The sequence below is a fragment of the Prevotella illustrans genome (genome assembly GCF_017426725.1).
Lineage (GTDB): Bacteria > Bacteroidota > Bacteroidia > Bacteroidales > Bacteroidaceae > Prevotella > Prevotella illustrans.
Genome location: NZ_JAERMS010000003.1, coordinates 18315 through 44091 on the forward strand (window position 1 = coordinate 18315; position 25777 = coordinate 44091).

The following is a 25777-nucleotide window of genomic DNA, read 5'->3' on the forward strand; positions in this document are numbered from 1 at the left end:
TAGCGATGACGCCGCTAAAGCATAGCTTTCAGCCGATGAAAGAGCCGCGATGACGGCCTAAAAGCATAGCTATTGAGGGTAAAAAAGCGAAGAAAAAATACCATAAAAAACGCAACATGCTAATAATCAGTATTTTATAAACTTGCTCTAAAATCGCTTATTTTCGCCCATCTCTTTTCTTTTTCAGAATAATGCCACTTTTTTGATGGTGTATGTAAAGATAATTCAGGGCTTAATAGAGTCTTCGTGAGGAACAAATGTCTATGCAGCCACAGTCTCCTCAATCTGTTTTTTGACATGATTTGACGTTTGACAGGGAGAGGGCAGGCCACCCGTATCGGCGGAGAATCTCTCCGCGTTCTCCACTATATTCTATTTTAATATTCCGTTTTGTTGCTCTTTTGTTCCCACATCCGGAAAGCTTTCTTACCTTCTTCGGGCAGCAACACCTGCATCGGTTTATAGCGATCTGCCGGCCGGCGTTCTATCTCCTGATAGATAAAATCGTCGTCGAAGCCGATATCGGCCGCGTCTTGGCGGTTGTTGGCGTAATAGATACGGTTGATGCGCGCCCAGTAGATGGCGCCTAAGCACATCGGGCAGGGTTCGCAAGAAGTATAAATATCACATCCTGTCAAGTCGAATGTTTTAAGCAGTCGTGTAGCCATACGGATGGCATTGACCTCCGCGTGCGCAGTTGGGTCGTTGTCGAGTGTCACGCTGTTAGAAGCCTCCGCGATGACATGTCCATCTTTCACGATGACGGCGCCAAAAGGGCCGCCTCCTTTGCTGACACTTTCTTCTGATAATTGGATGGCACGGCGCATCCATGTTTCTTTTCTCATATTGTGATGATTATAAATTTGTGAATCACGCTATCTTTTAGCTGTCGCAAATATACTCATTCTTTTGCCAAATCGCTCTCTTTTCTGTCTCAAAATGGCGCAACGTGGTGATTATAAGGAGAAAAGTGGTATCTTTGCACGATGTTTTTAAGAATCCGAATGTTTCTTGTCTGGCTACGCCGTATCGGCAAGTGCCGGGGATTTGGCGTACATTCGCCTTCGGCCTACCGTTTTATCCGTCAGGTCATCAGTTGTCATACGCCTTATCCGGCCTATTCCGTCTTGGAAAAAAATCAAAAACCGAATCCCGTTGAGCGAAAACTGGGCCGTCTGCTTTACCGCCTTTCTCGCGAAGTGGGGCAGGCCTCATGGCATGTGCTTCTGCGGTCGTCATGCGTTCCTTATTATATAAGGTGTATCGAGCATGGATGCGCTACATCTGACGTGACAGCCATGATAAGCGATAAGTCTGAAGGTCATCGTATATTGCTCATTGACGGCGGATTGACGAGGCGCGCCACGATCGATACGTTCATGGCCGGTGCCCGCGAAGGTGATTTGTTGGTCATGCGGGGCATTCATGCCAATCGGTCTAATCGCGACGAATGGCTTCGATGGGCCGCCGACCGGCGCTGCAGCGTCGGTTTTGACCTCTATTATTGTGGTATTTTGTTCTTCGACAAACGTTTCAAGCAGACGTATATCGTTAATTTTTGACGATAAGTGCTTGATTTTGCTTATTTTACTTAATTTGCTATTGACACGATGAAAAATAGCAGATGAATTATTTGCGATTATAATTTATTTTGCTATTTTTGCACGCAAAATTGTAATTACTAAATTCATTAAACTATGTATTGGACACTTGAACTTGCGTCGAAACTGGAAGATGCGCCTTGGCCTGCTACAAAAGAAGAGTTGATCGATTATGCCATCCGCTCGGGAGCTCCGCTTGAGGTGCTTGAGAACTTGCAGGAGATTGAGGATGAGGGTGACGTGTATGAAAGTATCGAAGATATATGGCCTGACTACCCCTCGAAAGATGATTTCCTTTGGAATGATGATGAGTATTGATCCCGGCCGGATCAGCCACAAAAATACCTAAGACCGTTGCCGTAAGACAACGGTCTTTTGGTTGTGTCGTATAATATTTTCAATCCTTTGGCGTTATCTATTCGTGAATAACGTAAAATCTTTCCTGACGATGATGGTAGGCTTGTGTGTTTGCCAGCAAGTTTCGGCGCAGTATGACGTGTCGTTCAGCCATTATTTTGATATGGAAACATCGTTCAATCCCGCTGCGGCAGGCAGACTGGATAAGCTGAATTTTACGGCAGCCTTTGCCATGGATCTGGCTGGTTTTCAGCATAATCCGCAAACAGTCTATGCTTCGGTCGACATGCCGTTCTATTTCTTGCGGAGCCATCATGGTGGTGGCGTTCTGCTCATGAATGACAAAATAGGACTTTTCACGCATCAGCGCGTAGAGGGGCAGTATGCCTTGAAGCAGAAGTTGTTAGGCGGTGTCTTGGCCGTGGGCGTGCAAGCCGGGATGATCAGCGAAAAGTTTGACGGAACGAAACTCGATGTGGAAGAAGCCAATGATCCGGCTTTCCCAACGTCGCAGGTCAATGGCACCGGCTTTGATCTTAGTGTTGGCCTACGCTATACAGCCCGCAGCTGGTATATTGGCGCGTCGGCGGTCCACCTTAATGCTCCGGTTGTTAATTTGGGGTCGACTAATGAACTTTCGATAGATCCTACTTATTATTTCGCAACAGGATGCAATATTAAGTTGAGAAATCCGTTTCTAACAATAAAGCCTTCAGCGCTCTTCCGCACGGACGGCGTTGCCTACCGGGCTGATGTGACCGGGCGGCTGGTCTATACGCACGACGACAAGATGATGTATGGCGGATTGGCCTACAGTCCTACTAATTCCTTCACTGTATTATTAGGTGGTAAGGTGCATGGTGTCATCTTGGGTTATAGCTACGAGGTCTATACTTCGGCCATCAATCCCGGCAATGGTAGTCATGAGTTTTTTGTTGGCTACCAGCTTGACATCCATCTGGCGAAGAAAGGGCGTAACAGGCACAAGAGTGTCCGCTTGTTGTAGCGGTCTCTTTTGAAATGATTATAAAAAAGAACAATCGATAATATGAGAAAATCAATGATACGGCTTTGCGCCTTGATGGTCCTGGCCCTGCTTACGGGGTGTCTGGGCAGCAAGAGTCTGTCGCAGTCGGGACGTGGCGGTGAAGTTGTAGGCGTAGGCGGAAGCCGGAGTTTTACGGAGCCGACACCCTATGGTATGGTAAAGGTAAACCGTGGCTATCTGCACATGGGACTGGATAGCATCGACTCGCTTTGGGGGCGTAAGAGCGTTGCGAAGGATATATCCGTCGATGGTTTCTGGATGGATGAAACCGAAGTGACCAATTCCAAGTACAAACAGTTTGTTATGTGGGTGCGCGATAGTATTCTCCGCACGCGTTTGGCCGACCCTGCTTATGCCGGCGACGAGAGTTATCTTATCACGGAAGATAAAAACGGCGAAGCTATTACGCCTCGTGTCAACTGGAAGAAACCTTTGCCACGCAAACCCAACGAGGATGAGCAGCGAGCTATCGAGAGTTTATACGTCACCAATCCCGTGACGGGCGAGAAGTTGCTTGATTGGCGCCAGATGAATTATAAGTATGAAATCTACGATTATACGGCTGCCGCCCTTCGTCGTAATCGTCTGAATCCGGAGGAACGCCAGCTCAACACCGATGTTACCGTAGATCCCAATGAGGTTGTGATGATTTCTAAAGATACGGCTTATATTAACGACGAGGGCAAGATTGTGTCGGAGACGATTGATCGACAGCTCACCGGCCCGTGGGATTTCCTTAATACTTACATCGTTAATATCTATCCCGACACGACATGTTGGGTCAACGACTTTACCAATTCGGATAATGAGATGTATCTGCGCAACTATTTCAGCAACGATGCTTATAATGATTATCCCGTTGTCGGTGTTACGTGGGAGCAGGCCAACGCTTTCTGTGCTTGGCGCACCAATTATTTGTTGGCCGGTTTGGGGCCTGAAGCTCGCTTCGTACAGCGCTATCGCCTGCCCACCGAAGCCGAGTGGGAATATGCGGCTCGTGGTAAAGAAGGTACCGAGTTCCCATGGGACAATAAGGATATGAAGAATGGGAAAGGTTGTTTCTATGCCAACTTCAAGCCCGATCGTGGCAATTATACCGAAGATGGTAATCTGATTACAAGCAAAGTGGGTACTTATGGTGCCAATAGTAACGGCCTTTTCGACATGGCGGGCAATGTAGCAGAGTGGACAAGTACCATTTTCACCGAGTCAGGTCTACAGGCCATGAACGACCTTAACCCAACATTGCAGTACAATGCCGCCAAGGAAGATCCTTATCGGTTGAAGAAAAAGAGCGTGAGAGGTGGTTCGTGGAAAGATCCCGAAAGCTATATCCGCAGCGCCTGGCGCACGTGGGAATATCAGAATCAGCCCCGTTCCTTTGTAGGTTTCCGCTGTGTGCGCAGCATGGCAAGTTCAATGACCGGTAAACAACCCAAAAGCAAAAAATAAACGATATGACAAGATATAGTAAATTCAATATAGTCTATCATTTACAGAAATGGATGGACAGCGTGCCCGGTCAGACTTTTCTCAACTATGCTTACAGTTGGGGTGCGGCCATCGTTATTTTTGGTACGCTTTGTAAGCTGACTCATATTCCCGGAGCTAACTTCTGGCTCTTCCTGGGTATGGGTACAGAGGTGGTTGTTTTCTTCCTTTCGGCTTTCGATCGGCCATTTGATAAGACAGCCGAGGGGCGCGAACTGCCCATGCATCTTGGTGTTGCGGAAGGAGAAAGCGAGGATATGGTTGCTTCGCAATCAGCTGTTGTTCGACCTGTAACCAAGCAGGCTGCGGACTATTCGGCAGTCATTCTGTCGCAACAGTCTGCTGCTGAAGCTCAGGTAGCGGCTGTTCAGTCTGCCGTTGCGCCGTCTATGGCTGCGCCTTCTTCAAATCTGGAGATGGCAGAGGCCCAGAAGAATTATGTAGAAGAGTTGCAGAAGCTTACGGTTGTATTGAGTAAGGTGGGTGAACAGAGCAGCCGATTGACTCGTGATAGCGAAGAGATGGAAAATCTGAATCGTACGTTGACCGGCATTTGCAAAGTTTATGAGATGCAACTCAAGAGTGCCAGCCAGCAGATTGGTACCATCGACCAGATCAATGAGCAAAGCAAGATGATGGCACAGCATATCGAGCAGTTGAATAAAATTTACACCCGTATGATTGAGGCCATGACGATTAATATGCGATCGGCGGCACCCGGTATGACCGGCACGGGACAGCAAAATGGTTTCTGAGGCGTTGTGTAATGCTGATTGACGCGCCTGCAACTTTATTTTAAGATGAAACACAATGGCTATTAAAAAACGCCCGATATCTCCTCGCCAAAAGATGATCAACCTGATGTACGTTGTCTTGATGGCTATGTTGGCACTTAACGTGTCGACAGAAGTGCTTGACGGCTTTTCGCTCGTAGAAGACAGCATCAATCGTACGACGGGTAACTCTTCAACAGAGAATTCCGCTATCTACGAAAACTTTGCTTTGCAGATGAAAAGCAATCCGCAGAAAGTGAAGGAGTGGTTCGATAAGGCTACGACCGTGAAGCGGATGAGCGACTCGCTCTATCTGTTCGCACAGCAACTGAAGGAGGAAATCGTGAAAGAAGCTGACGGACCGGATGGCGATGTGCATAATATTCGGCATAAAGACGACTTGGAAGCAGCCAGTCAGGTGATGCTTTCTCCCCTCACCGGGCAGGGAGGGAAACTCTATCGGGCCATCAACGCTTATCGTGAACGTATTCTTTCGATGGTCACTAATCCGATGCAACGCAGAATTATTGCCAGTAACCTCTCGACAAAACTGCCCCGTCAGCGTCGCACCGTGGGTCGCAACTGGCAGCAATATATGTTTGAAGACATGCCAGTAGCCGCTGCGGTTACGCTACTTTCAAAACTTCAGAGCGACGTGCGCTACGCTGAAGGCGAGGTACTCCATACGCTTGTGGCCAATATTGACGTGAAAGATATCCGTGTCAACAAGCTTAACGCATTTGTAATTCCTGAAAAGACGACGCTCTATCCGGGCGAAACGTTTTCGGCCAGCATTGTGATGGCGGCTGTCGACACGACGTTGCAGCCACAGATTTTTATCAATGGCAGCCGTGTTAATATCCGTGGCAGCAAGTATAGCTTCGCGGCGGGTGGCGTAGGACAACACTCTTTCGGTGGTTATATCTTGATGCAAAACGGCGCCGGTGAAGTATTGCGTCGCAATTTTACGCAGAAATATGAGGTAATTCCTCAACCCAGTGGCGCCACCGTGGCAGCCGATATGATGAATGTGTTGTATGCCGGCTATCAGAATCCTGTTAGTATTAGTGTGCCGGGCGTACCGCAGAATGCCATTCACGTATCGATGACCGGTGGAAGTTTGACGGCGAAAGGCAACGGACGCTTTACGGCGGTACCGGCGGCTGTCGGCAAGGAAGTTACTTTTCATGTTTCGGCCACCGATAAAGGGCGGACGCGCCAGATGGGAAGTTACGCCTTCAAGGTGCGAAAGCTGCCCGATCCGACTCCTTATCTGGCTTTGGGTGGCGATCGGTTTAAAGGTGGTCCGCTGGCCAAAGGCTCGTTGCTGTCGCTTCACCACGTGAATGCGGCCATTGATGACGGATTGCTCGATATAGAATTTCGTGTTTTGAATTTTGAAACGGTGTTTTATGACAATATGGGCAACGCTGTTCCCATGGTGAGCAATGGTGCCAGTTTCTCCGATCGGCAGATAGAGGCTTTTCGTAAGTTGTCACGCAATCGTCGATTTTATATAAAAGTAACGGCGCAAGGGCCTGATGGCATTGTCCGAAAGTTGCCCGGAGCCATGGAAGTGATAGTAAGATAAATCAATTGATATGAGACAAATATTCTTGATGATATGTGTGTGCTGTCTTGTACAGACAGCTGCCGCACAATCCCCCAAGCGACGGGCGGAGCAAGCTGCTAAATCGCGGAACACCACGGGTGATAAGGTGACTGTCCGTTCACAAATCGCGTTCCCCGTACAGCCTAAGATGGAGGAGGATGTTGTGTGGCGGCGCGACATCTATCGTGAAATCAAACTGACCGATGACGCCAATGGTGGCCTTTATTTCCCTGTTGAACCACAAAATGGTAAAGTCAATCTCTTTACTTATATCTTTAAGCTGATGCTGCGACGTGCCATTACCGTCTACAATTACAATATGGACGGCAATGAGGATTTCTCCGACTCGTCGGCTGTCAAGCCTTTGCATCTCCTCGACAATTATCAGATACTTTATAAGCGCACAGATCGCGGCATCCGTATTGACGATAGTGATATTCCTTCGCGCGAAGTGAAAGCGTATTATATCAAGGAAACTTCTTACTACGACCAGCGTTCGGCCACGTTCCATACAAAAGTGCTGGCACTTTGCCCTGTGATGGAGCGCGAAGATGACTTTGGTGACGGCGTTCAGAAGTATCCCTTGTTTTGGGTAAAGTATGATGACTTGGCTCCCTATCTGGCTCGTCAGACCGTGATGGGCAGTAGCTTGAACAATGCTTCCGAAATGAGCGCCGATGATTATTTCGCCATGCGTCTTTATAAAGGTTCTATTTATAAAACCAATAATATGCTGGGCAAAACGCTGGCTCAGTATTGTGCCAATGACACCGCTATGGCACAGGAGCAGAAACGTATTGAGGCCGAGTTGGCCGCGTTTGAAAACCGTCTTTGGGGAGACCATTCTGCCAAGGATTCTCTTGTCGTTGCCAATACCGAAAAGGCACCCAAGAAGCAGAAAACATTAGCCCGCAACCGCCGTGCGGTTCGCCCGAGCAGTCTTGGAAAGGCTTCTAAGAGCGGCGCAGCCTCAAAGCCGGCCGCAACCGAACGGAGTTCCTCTGCCCGTGTCACAGTGCGTCGTCAGCGTCATTGATTATTTTATTTTCATTTAAATAATAGAGAGTATGAAAAAATCCTTTTTCTTATTGATGACAGCCATGTTGCTGTTGTGTTCTGCCGGTGCGCAGGCACAGATTAAGTTGGGCGTTCAAGGTGGTGTGGATTTGACTAAGCTGACGCTTAAGCCGAAGAGCTTTGACGCGTCCGACCATCTGGGATTCTACATTGGCCCTACGGTAAAGTTCGCTATTCCTGTCAGTGGACTGGCTGCAGATATATCAGCACTCTATGATGTACAGTCTTCCAAGATTGATGGCGTGAAAATCGAGCGGAAGTATGTGAATGTTCCTTTGAACCTGCGTGCGGGATTGGACATGGGCGACTCGTTCAGTCTGTTTGGCTTTGTTGGTCCGCAGTTTAGCTTCAATGTAGGTGACGACTCCTTTTCATGGGGCAGTGCCGAAAGCTATAAGAGCACTTTCCAGTTGAAGAAGTCACTCTTTAGCACGAATTTGGGAGGAGGTATTCTGGTAAAGCATATTCAGATAACGGTCAAGTATAACATACCCGTTGGACGCACAGGCGATCTCACCATCTCAGATGTTGTCGATACGGCCCGTAAAAACTTGAAGGCAGGGTCTGTTAAAGTGGAATCAGATAACACCTGGCAGCTGGGAGTCACTTACTTCTTTTAGTAAGAAGTTCTTATGAGTTTTGTTGATGTCATTCTGCCGTTGCCCCTCGACGGCTTATTTACCTATGCCATACCCGGTTTGATGCGTGATCGCGTCAAGCCGGGTATGCGCTTACTCGTTCCACTTGGCAAGAGTAAGACCTACACGGGCATAGCGATGCGGTTGCATGACACCAAACCCGACTTCGAGGTCAGAGAAGTGATGGAGGTGCTCGATAGCACTTCTGTGCTTCTGCCGCAGCAACTGAAGCTGTGGCAATGGATTTCTGATTATTATCTTTCGCCGATTGGCGACGTTTACAAGGCGGCTTTGCCATCCGGATTGAAGGCCGAAGAAGGCTTCCGGCCCAAGACAGAGACCTATGTCGCGTTGTCTGAACCTTGCCGAAACGAACAAACACTCCATGCCTGTCTCAACATGCTGGCACGGGCAACCAAGCAACTCCAGACGTTTACCACCTTTTTAACGCTCTCGCATTGGGACTCTCTCTCGGGAACCGTTCCCGATAGGCCCATTATAGAGGTCACCCGTGAGGAACTGATGAACGCGAGTCATTGCACGGCAGCCGTTATGAAGGCACTCATTGACAGACGTTTTCTCTTTACTTACGAAAAGACCGTGGGCCGACTCAACGTGGGGGGCGAGCCGCAACTCGAATCTATCCAACCGCTCAGCCAACCGCAGCAGGACGCTTATAATCAGATTGTCTTTCAGTTTCTCAAGAAACCGGTCGTATTGTTCCACGGTGTTACGTCGAGTGGCAAGACCGAGGTGTATATTCATTTGATCAAGAAAGCGCTGGATGAGCATCAGCAGGTGCTCTATCTGCTACCCGAGATAGCGCTGACCATACAGATAACGACCCGATTGCAACGGATTTTTGGCAATCGGATGGCAGTTTATCACAGCAAGTACAGCGATGCCGAGCGGGTGGAGATATGGAACAAGCAGCTGTCGGACACTCCCTACGACATCATTCTGGGCGCACGCAGCGCCGTGTTTCTGCCTTTCCGCAATTTGGGACTCGTGCTTGTCGACGAAGAACACGAAACATCTTTCAAGCAACAAGACCCCGCGCCCCGCTATCATGCCCGAAGCGCGGCCATTATGTTGGCCCAAATGTATGGCGCCAAGACGCTATTGGGCACCGCCACGCCGTCGATGGAAAGCTATTACAACGCTCGGCAGGGCAAGTACGGCCTTGTCAGCCTGATGACGCGCTATCGCGACATTCAGTTGCCCGAGATACGCGTGGTGGATATCAAGGACTTGCAGCGACGGAAGATGATGAACGGGCCGTTCTCGCCCGACTTGTTACAGGCTGTTCGACACGCTTTGCACGATGGCAAGCAGGTGATTCTGTTCCAAAATCGTCGTGGCTTCGCGCCGATGATTGAGTGTCGGACGTGCGGATGGGTGCCCAAGTGCGGCAACTGTGACGTTTCGCTCACGCTGCACAAGCGATTGAACCAGCTCACCTGCCACTATTGCGGGTTTACTTATCCCGTGCCGGCCGTGTGTCCTAACTGCGGTGGCAGCGAATTGCAGGGCCGTGGTTATGGCACAGAGAAGATAGAAGACTATATTCGTGAACTTTTCCCCGAGGCGCGTGTGGCTCGCATGGATCTTGATACCACCCGTACCCGCAATGCTTACGAACGGCTTATCGGCGATTTCTCGCGCGGCAAGACCAATCTGCTCATCGGGACGCAGATGATTAGCAAGGGGCTTGACTTCGACAAGGTAAGCGTCGTGGGCATTTTGAATGCCGATTCCATGCTCAACTATCCCGATTTCCGGGCCTACGAACACGCTTTTATGATGATGAGTCAGGTGAGCGGACGGGCAGGGCGCAAGGGCGACCGTGGCCTGGTGATTCTTCAGACCAAGAGTGCCGACCTTCCTGTCATTGGTCAGGTGGTGACGAATGATTATGAGGGCTTCTACGCCGACCTGCTTGAGGAACGCCGGCTTTTCCATTATCCGCCGTTCCATCATCTGGTCTATGTTTTTCTGAAACATAAATACGAAGGCATGGCTGAAACAGCTGCCCAGGAGCTGGGCAGCCGGTTGCGACAGTATTTCGGCGGACGTGTGTTGGGGCCCGACAAGCCCGCCATAGCCCGCGTAAAAACCCTGCATATCCGCAAGTTGGTGCTGAAGTTGGAGAACGGCATCAACCTCAGCCAAGCGCGTGAGGCCCTTCGCTACGTACAGAAACAGATGGCGCAGGACAAGCGTTATGCCGCCTTACAGATTTATTATGACGTAGATCCGCTTTGAGATTCGTTCGCTTGTCAAGCATATCAATTTTCTCCTATATATTTATTCCATTCTTGAAATAGAGAGTAATATCATCAAATACCCTAAACTGACTGATATGCAAACTACTCAAATACATGTTTCTATAATTTCTTGTTTTATACAAACTCCAAATAATTCTCCCTGTTCACCACATGGAACTCGGCATGGGGATAGGCTTCTTGAAACACTTTCGGAACAGTGGGCATTTTGTTTCCCCATTTGAACTCCAGAGCGGTCAGACTGTCGGCACATTCCTCAATCAAATCGATTTCCTGTTTATCATAGGTGCGCCAGAAATAGAACTCCTTATGCAATCTTTCATTGAAACTCGCCTTGCGTCTCTCCCCAATGATGTAGTTTTCCCACAGTGCTCCGACATCCTGTCGAATAGCCAATGGTGAAAAAGCTCCTATAATCGCATTGCGAATGCCATTATCGTAGAAATACCACTTCCCGGCTTTCGTCACCTCCTTACGAAGATTGCGTGAGTAAGCCCCAAGACGATATATAACGAAGACTTTCTCCAAGAGGTCAAGGTATTTTTCAACCGTTGTTTTGCTCATGCCGAGTTGTTTACCTAACTCTTCGTAAGAAACTTCGCTGCCCAACTGAAAAGCTATCAATCGTAGCAGATCGCGCATCTTGCTTGAATTTTTTAAGCCGTCAATCGCCAAGATATCTTTAAGCAGGTATGCACCTACAATATCGCGTAGATAGTCTGTTTTACGTTCATAGTTCTCCATCATTACTACTTCAGGATATGATCCGTAAATTAAACGGGCTTCGAGATTCTGACGAGTTTCAAAGGGAGTTTCTATTTGTGCTATTTCCCGTTGTGAAAAAGGAGTAAGTAAGAATTGCGTACTGCGACCAACCAACGGCTCACCGGTCTTATTCAGTAAATCGAATGACGAAGAACCACTTGCCAAGACGCTTATTCCCGGTATTTCATCAACTATCAACTTCAGAATACTACCGATTTGTGGTATGTTCTGAGCCTCATCAATAGCCAGCAAATCAATACCATCCAATAAATGCTGATAATTGGCGATTGAGCGGTTCTCCAGCAGTGCTAATGTATCGTAGTCTTCGCCGTTGAGCATCATCGTCCTACCTGAATAGTTGTCCACAATTTTACGCATCATTACCGTTTTACCAACACGGCGAGCACCAAAAATCAATACTGCTTTATTGGGCGCGATTCGTGCGGTAATCTTCTCTTGAAGCATTCTATTTACTGTTTCCATACCTTGATAAATTATGGTACAAAGATAATCATAATTTTTTAATTGGCGAATTTTACATAAAAAACAGATTGTAGAATGGCGATTTTTACTGCTTTAATCTTAAAGCAGTTGTTTCATCGTTCGTAGTAATTATAAATGTTAATAGTACTAATGGCTCTATTATTTACCAGACATAATGTTTGATAAATTATCATTTATTATTTCAGACGAGTCAGTCGATAAAACTTGCTTCGCAGTTTTTTGATATTTTGTAAAGAAAGTAGTAAGAAAAACGGCCTCTGAAAAAGTTTCATTTAGATCAAAAAATAAGGATGAAAGGGTGTTTTCTGCCTCTATGCCATGCCGTTTTTAGCTCATTTCGAGGTCAAAGCATAGCTTTTACACGCTAAAAGCTATGCTTTGACCTCCTTATCGCTATGCTTTTATCGGCCCGAAAGGCTGCTTTCAGGTGGCTATTTTCAAAGTTTCAGGCTGTTTTTGATAGGTATGAACTTCATAAAAACAAATAAATCGCTGATTATCAGCGATTTATTTGTTTTGCGGAAACGTTCGAAATTTCGGGCTTTTGGTCACGAACTTCTTCCTTGAAGTATATTTTGACAACGATTTGTATATTTTTTCGGAAAAATCAAGAAGAAACAAGGAGAGGCCTATGGCTTTCAGGTGAGTCGTAATGCCTGCCTGCTTTTTTCCGAAGAACGATAGTTGTCTTATTAAAAGTCGATATCAACACCGGCGCCGAACACGTTGTTGTTGCGTGTGAAGTCGGCCTTGTAGTTCAAAGTGTTGCCACCGAGTTGCGAAGGCGTATCGGTTTTGTAGTGCTTGTAGAACGTGTGGAAGTAAGCCAGGTTGAGTTTCACCTTCTTACTGATATTCACTTTCATGCCGCAAGCCACCGAGTTGGAACTGGTAACGAACGACTTGTCGTCCATATACTCGTCGGAGAGACCGTAGCCGGTGTTCTGCCATCCGGCACTGACGGTTATCAGTTTGCTGGCGTCGTATTCTACGCCCGCGTTCCATTCCATCGTGCCGCGTTTCAACAGGTCTTCGCGGTGGTTATGGGCCGTCGCCTGCTTGTCGAAGAAATAGTGAAAGCCCGCGTTGACACGCAGTGGGTCGATCGGATTGTAGCTCACGCCCACGGCGAGGTAGGCCGGAATGTCGGCGGCAATCTTCTTGCCATCCTCGTATTCGCCGATGGCCGCGCCGAGCTTGCTGTCGAACTGCTGTTTGATGGCCTGCATGTTGCCTGCCACGGCGGGTGCCGTCAGTACGGTCTGTGCCTGTGCCTGTGTCATTCCGGCCTGTACCATCTGCTTAGCCAGATTGCCGGGCAGGTTGCCGATGCTGGGAATCGAGTTCACACTCTCGTTCTTCAGTCGCATACGCGTCTTAAACTCATACTTGGCGGCGAAGTTCCAGCGCCCCAGTTTGTAGTCGACACCAAGGATGGGAGTGAAGCCGGCGCCTGTCTGGTCGCAGTTCAGTTCGATATCGGCGGAGTTGGTGCGCGACGGATCGAGCACGGTGTAGAGCGGAACGCGGCCCACTTTGATGTCGCGCACGTAGCCGTAGTAGTTGCTCATGGCATAAACACCGCGTACACCGGCATAAGCGCTCAGGTTGGCGTTGAGCTTATAGGCCGCTCCCAGCGAGAAACTATAGTAGTATTGGCGTCCGCGCATGAAACTGTTGTAGCTGTAGCTGCCGGTCTTGCCGAACATGTTGTCGCCGGTAAACGTCTCCCGGCCCATGGCCTTATCGATAGCGCCGGCCAAGGCTGACGCCCCCATGGCTGTTTCGGCTACTATTTTCTCGAAAGAACCCAGTCCGTTGTCGAAGGTGGATTTGCCACCACCGCCCGTGATACCGAACATAGCCTGGAAAGAGAACCCTTTCCAGTTGTAAGCGGCCTGTATCGAAGGCAATACCGGAGCGAAAGCCGTACCACGGAATTTGCGGGTGGCGGCATTGTCATTTTGATTTCTCGCGAAGAGCGGATATTCGTTTCGGATGGTGCGGCTCTGGAATACGAGCTGCCAGTTGAGTGAGAGGTGGAGACCGTCGCTAAGGAAGGCCACGCCGGCGGGGTTGGCATAAACGCCGTCTATGCCAATGGCACCGTCACGGCTCAGCATTCTGTCGAAAGCAACGTTTTGATTAGTGTTTGTTAGCAGTCCGCCTGCCCAAACCGAAGGGGTCGCTGTCATTGCAAGTGCAATGATTGCGAATTTTACTTTATTCATCTTAATTACCTTAAATAAATTTGGCTGCAAAGTTAGAATCATTGTTCTATATTTCGGAAAAGAAGCGCTTTTATTTAAAATCCGTTAACTATAAAAGCGTGTTTTTCTGCACAAAAAAATGTTTTTGTGCAGAAAAATTGGCACAAATAGGCTTACTTTTGTGCAGAAAAGGAGGACGTTTTTGGAGGTTCTGCTATGCCAATGAGCCAACAAGCCTACTATGACGAATGGACTTGTTGGCTCATCGGACGTTTTATTCCGCTTCGGCGATTTTGTTGGCGCCTTTCAGTTCAGGATAAGATATGCGGGTGTGATAAATAGCTTTGAGTCGTTCGATCAGAATCAGCTTGGCCTGGGCAATATCACGGAAGGTGATAGGGCAATCCGTGAAGTAGCCGTTGGCCACCTGCTCGTCGATAAGCTTGTTGACGAGGTTGCTGATACTCTCTTCCGTATATTCGGGAAGCGAGCGCGAGGCGGCTTCTACCGTGTCGGCCATCATCAATATGGCTTGCTCTCGGGTAAAAGGATTGGGGCCGGGATAACTGAACAATTTTTTATCGACCTCTTCGTCGGGGTGCTCGTTCTGGTATTTAATGTAGAAATACTTCGTAATGCCCAGTCCGTGATGCGTCAGAATGAAGTCTTTGATGAAGGCCGGAAGATTATATTTCTCGGCCATCTTGACACCTTCGGTAACGTGACGGATGATGATACGTGCGCTTTCGGTGTAGGGCATGTTCTTGTGCGGGTCGACACCCACCTGGTTTTCGGTGAAGAAAACGGGATTCTCCATCTTTCCGATGTCGTGATAGAGCGCGCCGGTGCGCACCAGCAGACTGTTGGCTCCAATCCTATTGGCGATTTCCGCGGCCAGGTTGCCCACCGTAATACTGTGTTGGAAGGTGCCGGGCGCAATTTCGCTCATGTCGCGCAGTAGCCCTTTGTTGGTGTTGGAAAGCTCAAAAAGCGTCACGTTGGAAGTGAATCCGAACGTCCTTTCAATCAGATACATCAGCGGATAGGCCAGCAGTAACAGCACGCCATTGACCGCGAAGTGGTAGTACATCGACTGGTCCATCTTCATCAGATCGTAGTTTTGCATCATCTGAAGGGAGAAGTAGACCAGGCAGGAACTTACGGTCACGAACAGAGCGGTCTTGAACAGCTGTGCCCGCTTCGACAATTCACGCAGCGAATAGATGGCCACCAGCCCGGCTACCAGCTGTATGATGATGAATTCGTATTGATATTTAACCGTTGCCGCGCAGATGAGAATCATCACCGCGTGGGCGATAAAAGCCGTTCGTGTATCCATGAACACACGAATGAATATGGGAACAATGGCGAAAGGCACGATGTAGACGCTAAAGAAGTTGTGTTGCATCATCTCGGAAACGATGATGGGGAAGAGTGTAATCAGTGAATAAAGCATTAAGATGCTGCGGGAGTCGTCGAAATAATCCTTGCGGAAGAGGGTCAGGAAGGCGGTGAAGAGCGACACGAGAATCGTGACGTAGAGCAGTTGTCCGATCACCGTGTTGGTGATGGTGGTCTTGTTGGCGTCGCGTCGTTGCAGTTCCCGGTCCAGCGAGTTCAGCACCCGATAAGTGTAATCGTTGATGATTTCGCCCCGATCGATGATCTTCTGGCCGCTCATCACCATGCCGCTGGCGATGGGAATGCTGCTCATGAGGTCGTTTTGCTCTGCTTCCGACCGGTCCTTGTCGTAGATGAGGTTGGCTGCGATGTAATTTGTCAGGTTCATTCGCTGTAGAACGTGACGCTCTTTGGCCAAAATTTCGTCGTTGAAAAGCATCTCGTAGGCCGACATGGTGGAGTAGATGCAGTTGATTTGCAGACTTGATGCCCGTTTGCCGTTCACCACCCGCACCATGCTCGTCGAGTCTTTGGCCAGATTGTTGTACTCCGGCGTGTTGATGATACCGGCTTGGTAGAGCCTGTGCAGTCGGTCGATGATGACACGCAGGTAGCCTGTGGGCAGGTTTTCGAATCCGTCTTTGAAATCACGTTTGAACTTGGCGATTTCCTGTGCTTCAACTTTCGCGTTATAATTATAATAAGGTTGAAACTGTTTTATCACGGAGTCTTGCTCCGCTTTGATGGTTTCGTCGGTTTTGTAGATGGGGAAATCGAAATTAGCGATGAAAGAACCGTACATCCATGGTTTTCCTACGTCGTATCTAAACTGTTGCTTTTCGTTGCGCGGCATGAACCAAACGATCAGTGCCACGGTGATGATAACTACGGCGAGGCGGGTTGCCAAATTGCGCCAGTAGTGCTCTTCTTGTCTAATTCTCATGATGTAATACGCTTCGGATACCTATTATATATGCGAAATTACAAAAAAATATATGCAATAGTCGAGAAATTGTATTAATTTTGCAAAAAATATATCTTACATTATCCTATCAGAATGACAGAAAGAAAGGTACGGGTGCGCTTCGCCCCCAGTCCGACGGGCGCGTTGCATATCGGTGGTGTCCGCACGGCATTATATAACTATCTGTTTGCCCGCCAGCATGGAGGCGAGCTTATCTTTAGAATTGAAGATACGGACTCCCACCGTTTTGTTCCGGGAGCCGAAGAATATATCATAGAATCGTTCCGCTGGCTCGGTATCAAGTTTGATGAAGGCGTCGGCTTCGGTGGCAGTCACGGGCCCTACAGGCAGAGCGAGCGCCGAGATATCTACAAGGAGTATGTCACGCGGTTGCTCGACGCGGGCAAGGCATACATCGCTTTCGATACGCCCGAGGAGCTGGAAGCCAAGCGTAACGAAATTCAGAACTTCCAATACGATTCCCATACGCGTCTGCAGATGCGCAATTCACTCACGCTTTCCAAGGAAGACGTCGACCGGCTCATCGCCGACGGCGCGCAATATACGGTTCGTTTCAAGATTGAACCGGGTATGGAGGTACGTGTGGACGACATGATTCGTGGCGAGGTGGTCGTCAAGAGCGACATCCTCGACGACAAGGTGCTCTACAAAAGTGCCGACGAATTGCCCACTTATCACTTGGCCAACATCGTTGACGACCATCTGATGGAAATCACCCACGTCATCCGCGGCGAGGAATGGCTGCCCAGCGCGCCGCTCCATGTGCTGCTCTATCAGGCTTTCGGCTGGACCGATACCATGCCGAAGTTCGCTCACTTGCCTTTGCTTCTGAAGCCCGAAGGCAAAGGAAAGCTCAGTAAGCGCGACGGAGACCGCCTTGGTTTCCCCGTGTTTCCGCTGGAATGGCACGATCCCAAGACGGGAGAAGTGTCGTCGGGCTACCGTGAAAGCGGTTATTTTCCAGAGGCCGTGGTCAACTTCCTGGCATTGTTGGGGTGGAATCCGGGCACCGATCAGGAACTCTTTACGCTTGATCAGCTCGTCGAGGCCTTTGATATCACCAAGTGTTCGCTCCATGGCGCCAAGTTCGACTACCAGAAAGGAATATGGTTCAATCATGAGTATATCCTGCAAAAGAGCGACGACGAGATTGCCGGACTCTTTGCGCCGATTGTCGCCAACAATGGCATTGACGAGTCGATGGAGCGCGTTACGCAGGTCGTTCACATGATGAAAGACCGTGTGAGCTTCGTCAAGGAGTTGTGGCCGCTGTGCTCTTTCTTCTTCGTCGCGCCTACAGAATACGACGAAAAGACCGTCAAGAAGCGCTGGAAGGAGTATTCGGCCCGGCAGATGACGGAGCTTGCGGAAGTGCTTGAGGGCATAGAAGATTTCTCTATCGAGGGCCAGGAGACCGTCGTTATGAAGTGGGTGGAAGACAAGGGCTATAAACTTGGCGACGTGATGAATGCCTTCCGCTTGGCTTTGGTCGGTATAGGAAAGGGTCCCGGCATGTTCGACATCACAGCTTTCTTAGGCAAGGAGGAGACCTTACGCCGTCTTCATGCCGCCATCGACCTGTTGAAATAAACTCATCATTCGGAAACCGCTTTCCATTCGAGGTGGTTTCTGAATATTTTTTGTACAGTCAAAATCCAAAAGCGTGTATCAAATCGTCATTTATCTGTATCTGTTTGGCGTTGCCATAGCGAGTCTTTTTAACAAGAAAGTTAAGAAGATGTGGGCCGGCGAACGCCGGGCTATTCGCGTTTTGAAAGAGAAAGTGGATCCTGAAGCACGCTATATTTGGTTCCATGCGGCTTCTTTGGGCGAGTTTGAGCAGGGCCGTCCGCTCATCGAAAGCATTCGTTCGCGTTATCCCGCGTACAAGATACTGCTCACGTTTTTTTCTCCTTCGGGCTATGAGGTGAGAAAAAACTACGAGGGAGCTGACATAATCTGTTATCTTCCATTGGATACGATACGCAACGCACGCCGTTTCCTGCGGGCGGTAAGGCCCGAAATGGCCTTTTTCATCAAATACGAGTTTTGGTATAACTATCTTCATATCCTCAAACATCGCAATATTCCCGTCTATAGCGTGAGCAGTATCTTCCGTCCCGACCAGGTATTCTTCCGTTGGTATGGCACGCAATACGCCCGAGTGTTGAAGTGTTTCACGCATTTCTTCGTGCAGAACGAGGAGAGCAGGGAGCTTTTGGCCCGTTTGGGTATCACCGAGGTCGACGTTGTGGGTGACACCCGCTTCGACCGTGTGCTGCAAATCAAGGACGCCAGTAAGCGGTTGCCGCCGGTGGAGCGGTTTGTCAAGGACGCTCCCAAGGTGTTTGTGGCCGGTTCTTCATGGCCTCCCGATGAGGAAATCTTCATTCATTACTTCCTGAAACACCCTGACTGGAAGCTCATCGTGGCTCCCCACGTCATCGGTGAAAGCCATCTGACCCAGATTCAAAGCCTTCTGAAAGGGCGAAAGGTCGTCCGCTATACGCGAGCGACCCTCGAACAAGTGGCCGAAGCCGACGTCCTGATTATCGATTGCTTCGGTCTGTTGTCGTCCATCTACCATTATGCCACCGTGGCGTACGTGGGTGGCGGCTTCGGTGTGGGTATTCACAATGTGCTGGAGGCCGCCGTGTGGAACATTCCCGTGCTTTTCGGCCCCAACAACAAGCGTTTTCAGGAAGCCCAAGGCCTGTTGCGGGCCGGTGGAGGCTTTGAGGTTGCCGACGCACGATCGTTTGCCGATTTGATGCAAGCGTTTGAAGCCGACGCCGACTATATGAAAACAGCCGGCGATGAAGCCGGCCGTTATGTTCTCGGCCGTGCGGGAGCGTCGGCCAAAATTCTTTCAAAGATTACTTTGTAGTGGTCTTCCGGTTGAGCCATTTGCGAACCGGAAGATCGAAAAACCTAAACAGCAAGTAGGCCAGAGCGATGTTTCCGGCCATCACGACGACCGAAAGCCAGGGGCATGCACTGAAAGTGTAGACCTCGTGGCGTATCATCCACGCGTAGAAAAGATACATGAACGGATAGTGGATGATGTACAGCGGGAACGAAATGTCGCCCAAGAACCGGCATATCCGTGTGGAACGGCGGTCGGTCGTCGTGCCCGAAGCGCCTATCCACACGATGGCGGGAAACACAAGGATGATGCAGGCAGCCTCGAACAGGCCGTTCCGGCAGAAAGGTTCGTTCCCATTGATGTAGGGAACGGCAAAGAGCAGCAGCATGACAAGCGAGCAAAGCCAGAACGCGCCACGCGTTTTCACGGGCCTGAACACCCGCGAAAGCAGCATGCCCGCCGTATAGGGGAACATCATTCGCAGCATGCCGCCCCAGAAATTCAGGCCGTCGAGCGTCCAACCCACGCCGAACGATCCCGTGCCGGTCGCGTCGCTCATCGTGAACCATGCCAGCAATAAGCCCAGTACGGCAGTGAGCACCGCCAACACCTTGGTTGACAACTTGTGAATGAACAGCGCGTAGAGAATATTGCCGATGTATTCGAAGAACAGCGACCACGCCGGCCCGTTCAATGAGAACATTTCGGCATTGCCCCGCACGTCGTAACTGCTGCCCGGAGCGGCCGGAATCATGAATAGCGTGCACAGCAATGCCAGCATGCTGAGCGACAGCGGCACCGACGTTCCATCCCATCTGACGCTGCCTTGCAGCAGAAACGTCGCCAGGCCGATGACCGCTCCCATGACCACCATGGGGTGCAGGCGAATCAATCGGCGGCGGAAGAACTCCCGTTTGGTGAATCCTCGCTGCCAGCGGTCGTCGTAGGCGTAACCGATGACAAAGCCCGAGAGGATGAAGAAGAAGTCCACCGCCAGATAACCGTGGTTGAACTGCACGACGCTACCGTCGCTTACGCCGTTCACGTAGCCCGCAAAGCCGAAGCCTTCGTTCACGTGATACCATAAAACCAACAGGGCGGCGACGCCTCGAAGGCCGTCGAGCAGTTGATAGTGGGGCTTGCTGTCGGCAAACACCACGGCTGAATGAGATTCCATTGTGTTCTGTTTCGTTTAAAGAGATACTTGCGAGAAAAGTCTGTCATCCGTTTCGCGACAGCTTTCTCAACCCGCTTGAGAGGGCAAAGATACAATCTTTTTAGCCAAAAATGTATAAAAACGAATTGAAAAACCTGTCTTTTAGCGTCACATTGTCATAATTATGCTACTTTTGATACGGCTTGTTTCCATTGACTAATCAATTTTCTTGATTTATGAAACGCATTCTTCTTTTTTCCTTTTTGTGCCTGACTATCGGTCGGTCGTGGGCAAATGCCCCCCAATCCCTGCGCGTCATCGAAAAAAACTTGGCCAACGGACTGACCGTTTGGCTCAATCCCGACGACAGCCAAGCTAAGGTCATCGGCTATGTTGTCGTGCGGGCCGGTGCCCGAGACTGCCCCAATACGGGCATAGCTCATTACTTCGAGCATATCATGTTCAAAGGCACGCAGACCATCGGCACGACCGATTACGCTAAGGAAAAGCCTTTCCTCGACCAAATCGCACGGCAATATGACGCCCTCTCGCGCACGACCGATTTACAGCAGCGTCGACATATTCAGCAGGAAATCAACCAACTGAATCGTCAGGCGGCCGTTTACGCTATTCCCAATGAGTTCTCCAAACTGCTCACCCATTACGGGGGCAGTCGCGTCAACGCCTTTACGAGCCTTGATGAAACCGTCTATCACAGCGAGTTTGCTCCCCAATACCTGCGCCAGTGGTGTGCTCTCAACAGCGAACGCTTCCTGCAGCCCGTCTTTCGGCTGTTTCAGAGCGAGCTTGAAACGGTATATGAAGAGAAAAACCGGGCCGCCGACGATTTCGGACGCAGCCTGATGGAACGCGCTCAGGAGCTTATTTTCAGAGGCAGTAGCTATGGTTATCCGGTTATCGGCAGCACAGAGAATCTGAAGAATCCCCGTCTTTCCGATATGGAAGCCTTTTTCAGAAAGTATTATGTGGCCAATAACATGGCGCTGATTCTGTGTGGTAAGTTCGACGCAGATTCCGTTATGCCGCTGCTTGAACAGACTTTCGGCCGTATTCGCAGCGGTGCGGTGCCCCATAGGGCCGACATCGGTCTGGCTCCTTTCAGTCCCAAGAAGGCGTTGAGCCTGAAAATACCCTTCCCGTTGGTCAAGGCTACAGCCTTGGTGTTTCGTGGTCCGAAGCCTTATAGCCCCGATTATCTGACTGCCCAATTAGCGATGGGCCTCTTGAGCAACCGCAATGGCAGTGGGCTGGTAGACTCGCTGATGAGCCATCACAAGCTGATGTACGCCATGGCGGCGGCCGATCCTATCACGTTTACCAAGGAAGCGGGGCTGATGGGGTTGCTGGCAGTGCCCAGAATACCCTTTGGAACGAAGCGGAAGGCCGAGCTGCTGCTGTGGGAGCAAATCAATAAGCTTCGCAACGGACAGTTTTCAGAGGAGGCTTTGGCTGCGTCTAAACTCGAATACCAAAAGGAACTGGCCCAACGGCTGGAGAAACTCGACAGGCGCATCAATGCCATGGCCGACGTCTATTCGGGAGGAACGAGTTGGCATGCTTATTTGCAGGCCGTGGAACGTTTGCCGCAGTTGACCAAAGCGGACGTTGTGGCATTTTGCCGGCAGTATTTTGCCGACCAATATCTTGTCATCCACAAGAAATTCGGCCATTATAAGAAAGACCGAATCGCCAAGCCACCCTATCAGCCTGTGCAGACAGCGGACGAAAACCAGTCGTCGGCTTTCACCAAACAGCTGGCTCTGTTGCCCACACAGGAGCTTTCGCCTCGCTTCGTCGATTTCCAAACCGACGTAGACCGTGCGAGCTTGCCCCCCAACGGCATGCTTTATACTACGCCTAATCCGCTGAACGACATTTTTGAGCTGACTCTCACTTGGCATCAGCTGCATGGCGATAAGCCCATTCATCAGATGAATGACCTCTTCGACTATCTCGGTACGACGTCGCTTGGCAAGCAGGCCTTTGCCAAACTGCTGCAAGGTCAGGGCACAACGCTTACCGGGAGTTACGACTACCGAAAGATGACACTGCGGCTGACAGGACTCGACCATAATCTGGAAGCCTCGTTGAGGCTCTTGTCCGACCTGTTGGCGCATCCTAAGACCGAAGCCCGGTTTATGGAAGCGGCTCGCAAGGATGCCCGTTTGGGCGATAAATACTTCGGTCGCGATATGAACGACATCGTGACAGCTATGTTGCTGCGCATCGGGAAGGGAGAGAAGGCGCTGCTGTCGTATGGCATGCGCACGGCCGAATTGAGCAGGCTGAAGAATGCCGATATGGAAATGGCGTTCAAACAAGCGCAGCAGGGCCGGCTGACGGCCTGTTATACGGGGCGTCTTTCGACCGATTCGGTGGCGCGAATGTTGCGCCGATTCTTGCCGGCTACTGACCGCACGGCCTACGAAGAAGATGATTTCGACGCCATGCCGGTGACCACGCCCATTGTCTATGTTTACGACAAACCCGATGCCCGACAGACCATGGTGGGCACATACGCGGTGTTGCCGCCGCTGTCATCAACGGAAACAGAGGCGAAATTTACTGTTTGGCAGAACTATTTCAGCAACGGTGGCCTCAATTCGGTGCTCTTCCGTGAGCTGCGCGACCTGCGTTCGTTGGTCTATTCGAGTCAGGGAATAACGCTCAAGCGTGCCCACAAGTCTTCGGAAGATAAGCCCTTCGCTTTCTTTACGCTTGCTGGTACGCAGACAGACAAGGCAATGACGACATTACTGCTCATCGATAGTCTCCAGACCCACATGCCTTGGAACGAGCAAGACCTGCTGACGGCGCGCCAGTCGTGCGTGAATGCTGTCAACAACGCTTGTCCCAATTTCCGTGAGCGCCCTGCGTACGTGGGCGGACAGGAACTTTGCGGCTATACGCAAGACCCCGATAGCGCACTGACGGAGGCCATTCGCCGCATCACACCTGCAGCCGTTCGCGACTATTACGATGCTTCCGTGAAGGTGGCACCCCGTTCCTACTTTGTTATCGGTAATCTCAAAGCCATCGACCGCACGGCATTGCGTAGGCTGGGGCGTGTCGTAGAGTGGAAAAAGGAGGATATAAGGTGAAAGTGGGCTTAAAAACCAGAATCGGAACGTGATGAGTCGTGCCCACTTTCTTTCCGCGCCATTCATCCCCTTGCATATCACTTTGTCGCCTTTGTTTATTCAAAAGCCGGGTAATTTGTAAACTTTTGTTCACTAAAAAGCGATCTTTTTTTTCGCACCATTTAGCGTTTGAAATCTCGTTTTTGTGAGATAAAATCTCGCAAAAAAGGATACTGGTACGTCAAAGCATAACTTTTGCGAGGTCAAAGCATAGCTTTTACACGCTCAAAGGGCTGCTTTTACATGCCGAAAAGGCTGCGATGATAGGCAAAAAGCAGGCTAAAATGAGGGTTTTAGAAGCTGAAATGGAGGGTGAAAAAAGAGAAATGATTGATTATCAGCATGTTATTAAAAACGCAAATAATCGGCTTTTTTCGAGTCAATCGCCGATTATTTTGAAATAACGCAGCCAGTAAAGGCCTTTTGTAAAGATAATTCCGAGTTGCCGGGGCGTGGTTTATGCCCGCGCCCGTTGCCATGTTCTGGCACCATACCAGCATACCACGGCGAAGCAAAGCAACGGCAGCAGGAACGAAACATTGACGGCAGGCAGGCCGAAGACGATGCCTTGATCGATGATGGCAGCTTGGGCGGGGGGGAGTACCGAACCGCCGAGGATGCTCATGATGAGGCCCGCGGCCCCGAATTTGGCATCATCTCCCAGTCCGGTGAGCGCAATGCCGTAGATGGTGGGGAACATCAGCGACATGCAGGCTGATACGGCCACGAGGCAATAGAGCCCTCGGATGTCCTGAAAGACAATGACGCCCACGGTGAGCAGTCCGCCTAAGCCGGCCAAGAGCGCCAGCAGTTTGCCGGGATTAATGAACCGCAGGAGGTAGGTACACACGAAACGACTGCTGCAGAAGAGCACCATGGCCACAATGTTGTATTGCTGCGAGAGCACCTCGGCGCCCTTTTCGTCCATGCCTTGGTTCATGAAAATGCGGGTGCCGTACTGGATAATGAAAGTCCAACACATGATTTGGGCACCCACATAGAAGAATTGGGCCACCACGCCTTCCCTGTATTTCGGAATGGAAAGTACGTTTCGGATAGATTGTCTGACGCTAATTTTCTTGTCGGTGTCGCCTAAGCGGGGCATGCGTGTAAAACTGAAAAACAGCAGCATGACCAGTATCATTGCGCCGATGAAGACGTATGGGGCGATGAGGACGGCCAGATCGGAGGTCTTCATGGCCTCAAACTCGGAGTTGGAGAGTGTGGCTCGAGTGCCCGAGTCCATCGGGTTGAGGCGTGCCTGAATAAAGTGCATGGCCACGTACATGCCTAAGAGCGACCCGATGGGGTTGAACGACTGCGCCAGATTGAGCCGACGGGTGGCCGTTTCTTCGGGCCCCATCTGCAAGATGTAAGGGTTTGCGCTTGTTTCGAGGAACGACAGGCCGCAGGTAAGGATGAAGTAAGCCAGCAGGAAGGGGTAGTAGCTGCCGCTCATCTTGGCCGGATAGAACAGCAGCGCGCCCATGGCGTAGAGTGCCAGCCCCAACATGATACCCGCCTTGTAAGAGTGGCGGCGGATAAAGAGGGCTGCCGGCAGGGCCATAGCGAAGTAGCCGCCGTAAAAAGCCAGTTGGACGAGGGCTCCATCGGTTACGCTCATGCGGAAAATCTTGGAAAAAGCCTTCACCATAGGGTTGGTGATGTCGTTGGCGAAGCCCCATAGGGCGAAACAAGTGGTGACCAGAATAAAAGGAATCAGGTAGCTGATTCCGTCTTTTGTGAGCAGTGTTTTCTTGCTTTCTTTCATTTTTGACAGTGTGCTAAGGGATTCCTTTCTCCTCTCAAAATAAGAGATATAAACCAGTAAAAAGCGGAATCCTTTA

19 protein-coding genes are annotated in these 25777 nt (G+C 50.1%); 13 read left to right on the top strand and 6 right to left on the bottom strand.

What is annotated here, in order from left to right:
- Positions 1 to 377 precede the first annotated feature (377 nt).
- Positions 378 to 845 (bottom strand): nucleoside deaminase, encoded by a 468-nt coding sequence (locus JHU38_RS01710; RefSeq protein ID WP_107581742.1) that lies wholly within the window; start codon positions 843 to 845, stop codon positions 378 to 380.
- Positions 846 to 986: 141 nt separating this feature from the next.
- On the opposite strand from JHU38_RS01710, the gene JHU38_RS01715 reads away from it, so the two are divergent.
- The 9 genes from JHU38_RS01715 to priA all read left to right on the top strand — a co-directional run bounded on the left by JHU38_RS01715 (position 987) and on the right by priA (position 10862).
- Positions 987 to 1562 carry a hypothetical protein gene (locus JHU38_RS01715; protein WP_146157001.1) on the top strand — a complete coding sequence of 192 codons (576 nt, stop codon included), beginning with the start codon at positions 987 to 989 and terminating at the stop codon, positions 1560 to 1562.
- Between the two features lie 135 nt (positions 1563 to 1697).
- Positions 1698 to 1919: a DUF2795 domain-containing protein gene (locus tag JHU38_RS01720; RefSeq protein ID WP_007134761.1), complete on the top strand. Its 222-nt coding sequence runs from the start codon at positions 1698 to 1700 to the stop codon at positions 1917 to 1919.
- Between the two features lie 130 nt (positions 1920 to 2049).
- Complete coding sequence (locus JHU38_RS01725) at positions 2050 to 2964, top strand: PorP/SprF family type IX secretion system membrane protein (protein ID WP_107581744.1); 915 nt, start codon at positions 2050 to 2052, stop codon at positions 2962 to 2964.
- Positions 2965 to 3039: 75 nt separating this feature from the next.
- A complete protein-coding gene (gene porK, locus JHU38_RS01730) occupies positions 3040 to 4458 on the top strand; it encodes a T9SS ring complex lipoprotein PorK/GldK (RefSeq protein ID WP_369917246.1) in 1419 nt (472 codons plus the stop codon).
- 5 nt (positions 4459 to 4463) lie between these two features.
- On the top strand, positions 4464 to 5252 hold the full coding sequence (porL, locus tag JHU38_RS01735; RefSeq protein WP_107581746.1) for a type IX secretion system motor protein PorL/GldL: 789 nt from the start codon (positions 4464 to 4466) through the stop codon (positions 5250 to 5252).
- 55 nt (positions 5253 to 5307) lie between these two features.
- Positions 5308 to 6861, top strand: a complete 1554-nt coding sequence (gene porM, locus JHU38_RS01740) for a type IX secretion system motor protein PorM/GldM (protein ID WP_107581747.1) — start codon at positions 5308 to 5310, stop codon at positions 6859 to 6861.
- 10 nt (positions 6862 to 6871) lie between these two features.
- Positions 6872 to 7918, top strand: coding sequence for a type IX secretion system ring subunit PorN/GldN (gene porN / locus JHU38_RS01745; protein WP_107581748.1), 1047 nt, complete (start codon positions 6872 to 6874; stop codon positions 7916 to 7918).
- A gap of 31 nt (positions 7919 to 7949) precedes the next feature.
- The gene (locus tag JHU38_RS01750; protein ID WP_107581749.1) at positions 7950 to 8579 is read left to right on the top strand and encodes an outer membrane beta-barrel protein; all 630 of its coding nucleotides are present in this window, start codon (positions 7950 to 7952) and stop codon (positions 8577 to 8579) included.
- Between the two features lie 12 nt (positions 8580 to 8591).
- Entirely contained in the window at positions 8592 to 10862 is a 2271-nt protein-coding gene (priA, locus tag JHU38_RS01755; protein ID WP_107581750.1) for a replication restart helicase PriA, read from the top strand.
- Positions 10863 to 10999: 137 nt separating this feature from the next.
- Here priA and JHU38_RS01760 read toward each other — a convergent pair whose 3' ends face one another.
- The 3 genes from JHU38_RS01760 to JHU38_RS01770 all read right to left on the bottom strand — a co-directional run bounded on the left by JHU38_RS01760 (position 11000) and on the right by JHU38_RS01770 (position 16705).
- Positions 11000 to 12130: an ATP-binding protein gene (locus JHU38_RS01760; RefSeq protein ID WP_107581751.1), complete on the bottom strand. Its 1131-nt coding sequence runs from the start codon at positions 12128 to 12130 to the stop codon at positions 11000 to 11002.
- A 713-nt stretch (positions 12131 to 12843) separates the two neighbouring features.
- A complete protein-coding gene (locus tag JHU38_RS01765; RefSeq protein ID WP_107581752.1) occupies positions 12844 to 14382 on the bottom strand; it encodes an OmpP1/FadL family transporter in 1539 nt (512 codons plus the stop codon).
- A 253-nt stretch (positions 14383 to 14635) separates the two neighbouring features.
- A complete protein-coding gene (locus tag JHU38_RS01770) occupies positions 14636 to 16705 on the bottom strand; it encodes an HD family phosphohydrolase (RefSeq protein WP_107581753.1) in 2070 nt (689 codons plus the stop codon).
- 114 nt (positions 16706 to 16819) lie between these two features.
- On the opposite strand from JHU38_RS01770, the gene gltX reads away from it, so the two are divergent.
- Positions 16820 to 18337 (top strand): glutamate--tRNA ligase, encoded by a 1518-nt coding sequence (gltX, locus tag JHU38_RS01775; protein ID WP_107581754.1) that lies wholly within the window; start codon positions 16820 to 16822, stop codon positions 18335 to 18337.
- Positions 18338 to 18410: 73 nt separating this feature from the next.
- On the top strand, positions 18411 to 19634 hold the full coding sequence (locus JHU38_RS01780) for a 3-deoxy-D-manno-octulosonic acid transferase (RefSeq protein WP_107581755.1): 1224 nt from the start codon (positions 18411 to 18413) through the stop codon (positions 19632 to 19634).
- Here JHU38_RS01780 and JHU38_RS01785 read toward each other — a convergent pair.
- A complete protein-coding gene (locus JHU38_RS01785) occupies positions 19624 to 20790 on the bottom strand; it encodes an acyltransferase family protein (RefSeq protein ID WP_107581756.1) in 1167 nt (388 codons plus the stop codon). The two genes, JHU38_RS01780 and JHU38_RS01785, sit on opposite strands and share 11 nt — an antisense overlap.
- A gap of 215 nt (positions 20791 to 21005) precedes the next feature.
- Between JHU38_RS01785 and JHU38_RS01790 the strand changes: the two genes are divergently transcribed.
- On the top strand, positions 21006 to 23891 hold the full coding sequence (locus tag JHU38_RS01790; RefSeq protein ID WP_107581757.1) for a M16 family metallopeptidase: 2886 nt from the start codon (positions 21006 to 21008) through the stop codon (positions 23889 to 23891).
- Positions 23892 to 24190: 299 nt separating this feature from the next.
- Entirely contained in the window at positions 24191 to 24334 is a 144-nt protein-coding gene (locus JHU38_RS01795) for a hypothetical protein (protein WP_158267293.1), read from the top strand.
- Positions 24335 to 24387: 53 nt separating this feature from the next.
- Here JHU38_RS01795 and fucP read toward each other — a convergent pair whose 3' ends face one another.
- Positions 24388 to 25701 (bottom strand): L-fucose:H+ symporter permease, encoded by a 1314-nt coding sequence (fucP, locus tag JHU38_RS01800; protein ID WP_107581758.1) that lies wholly within the window; start codon positions 25699 to 25701, stop codon positions 24388 to 24390.
- Between the last annotated feature and the right edge of the window lie 76 nt (positions 25702 to 25777).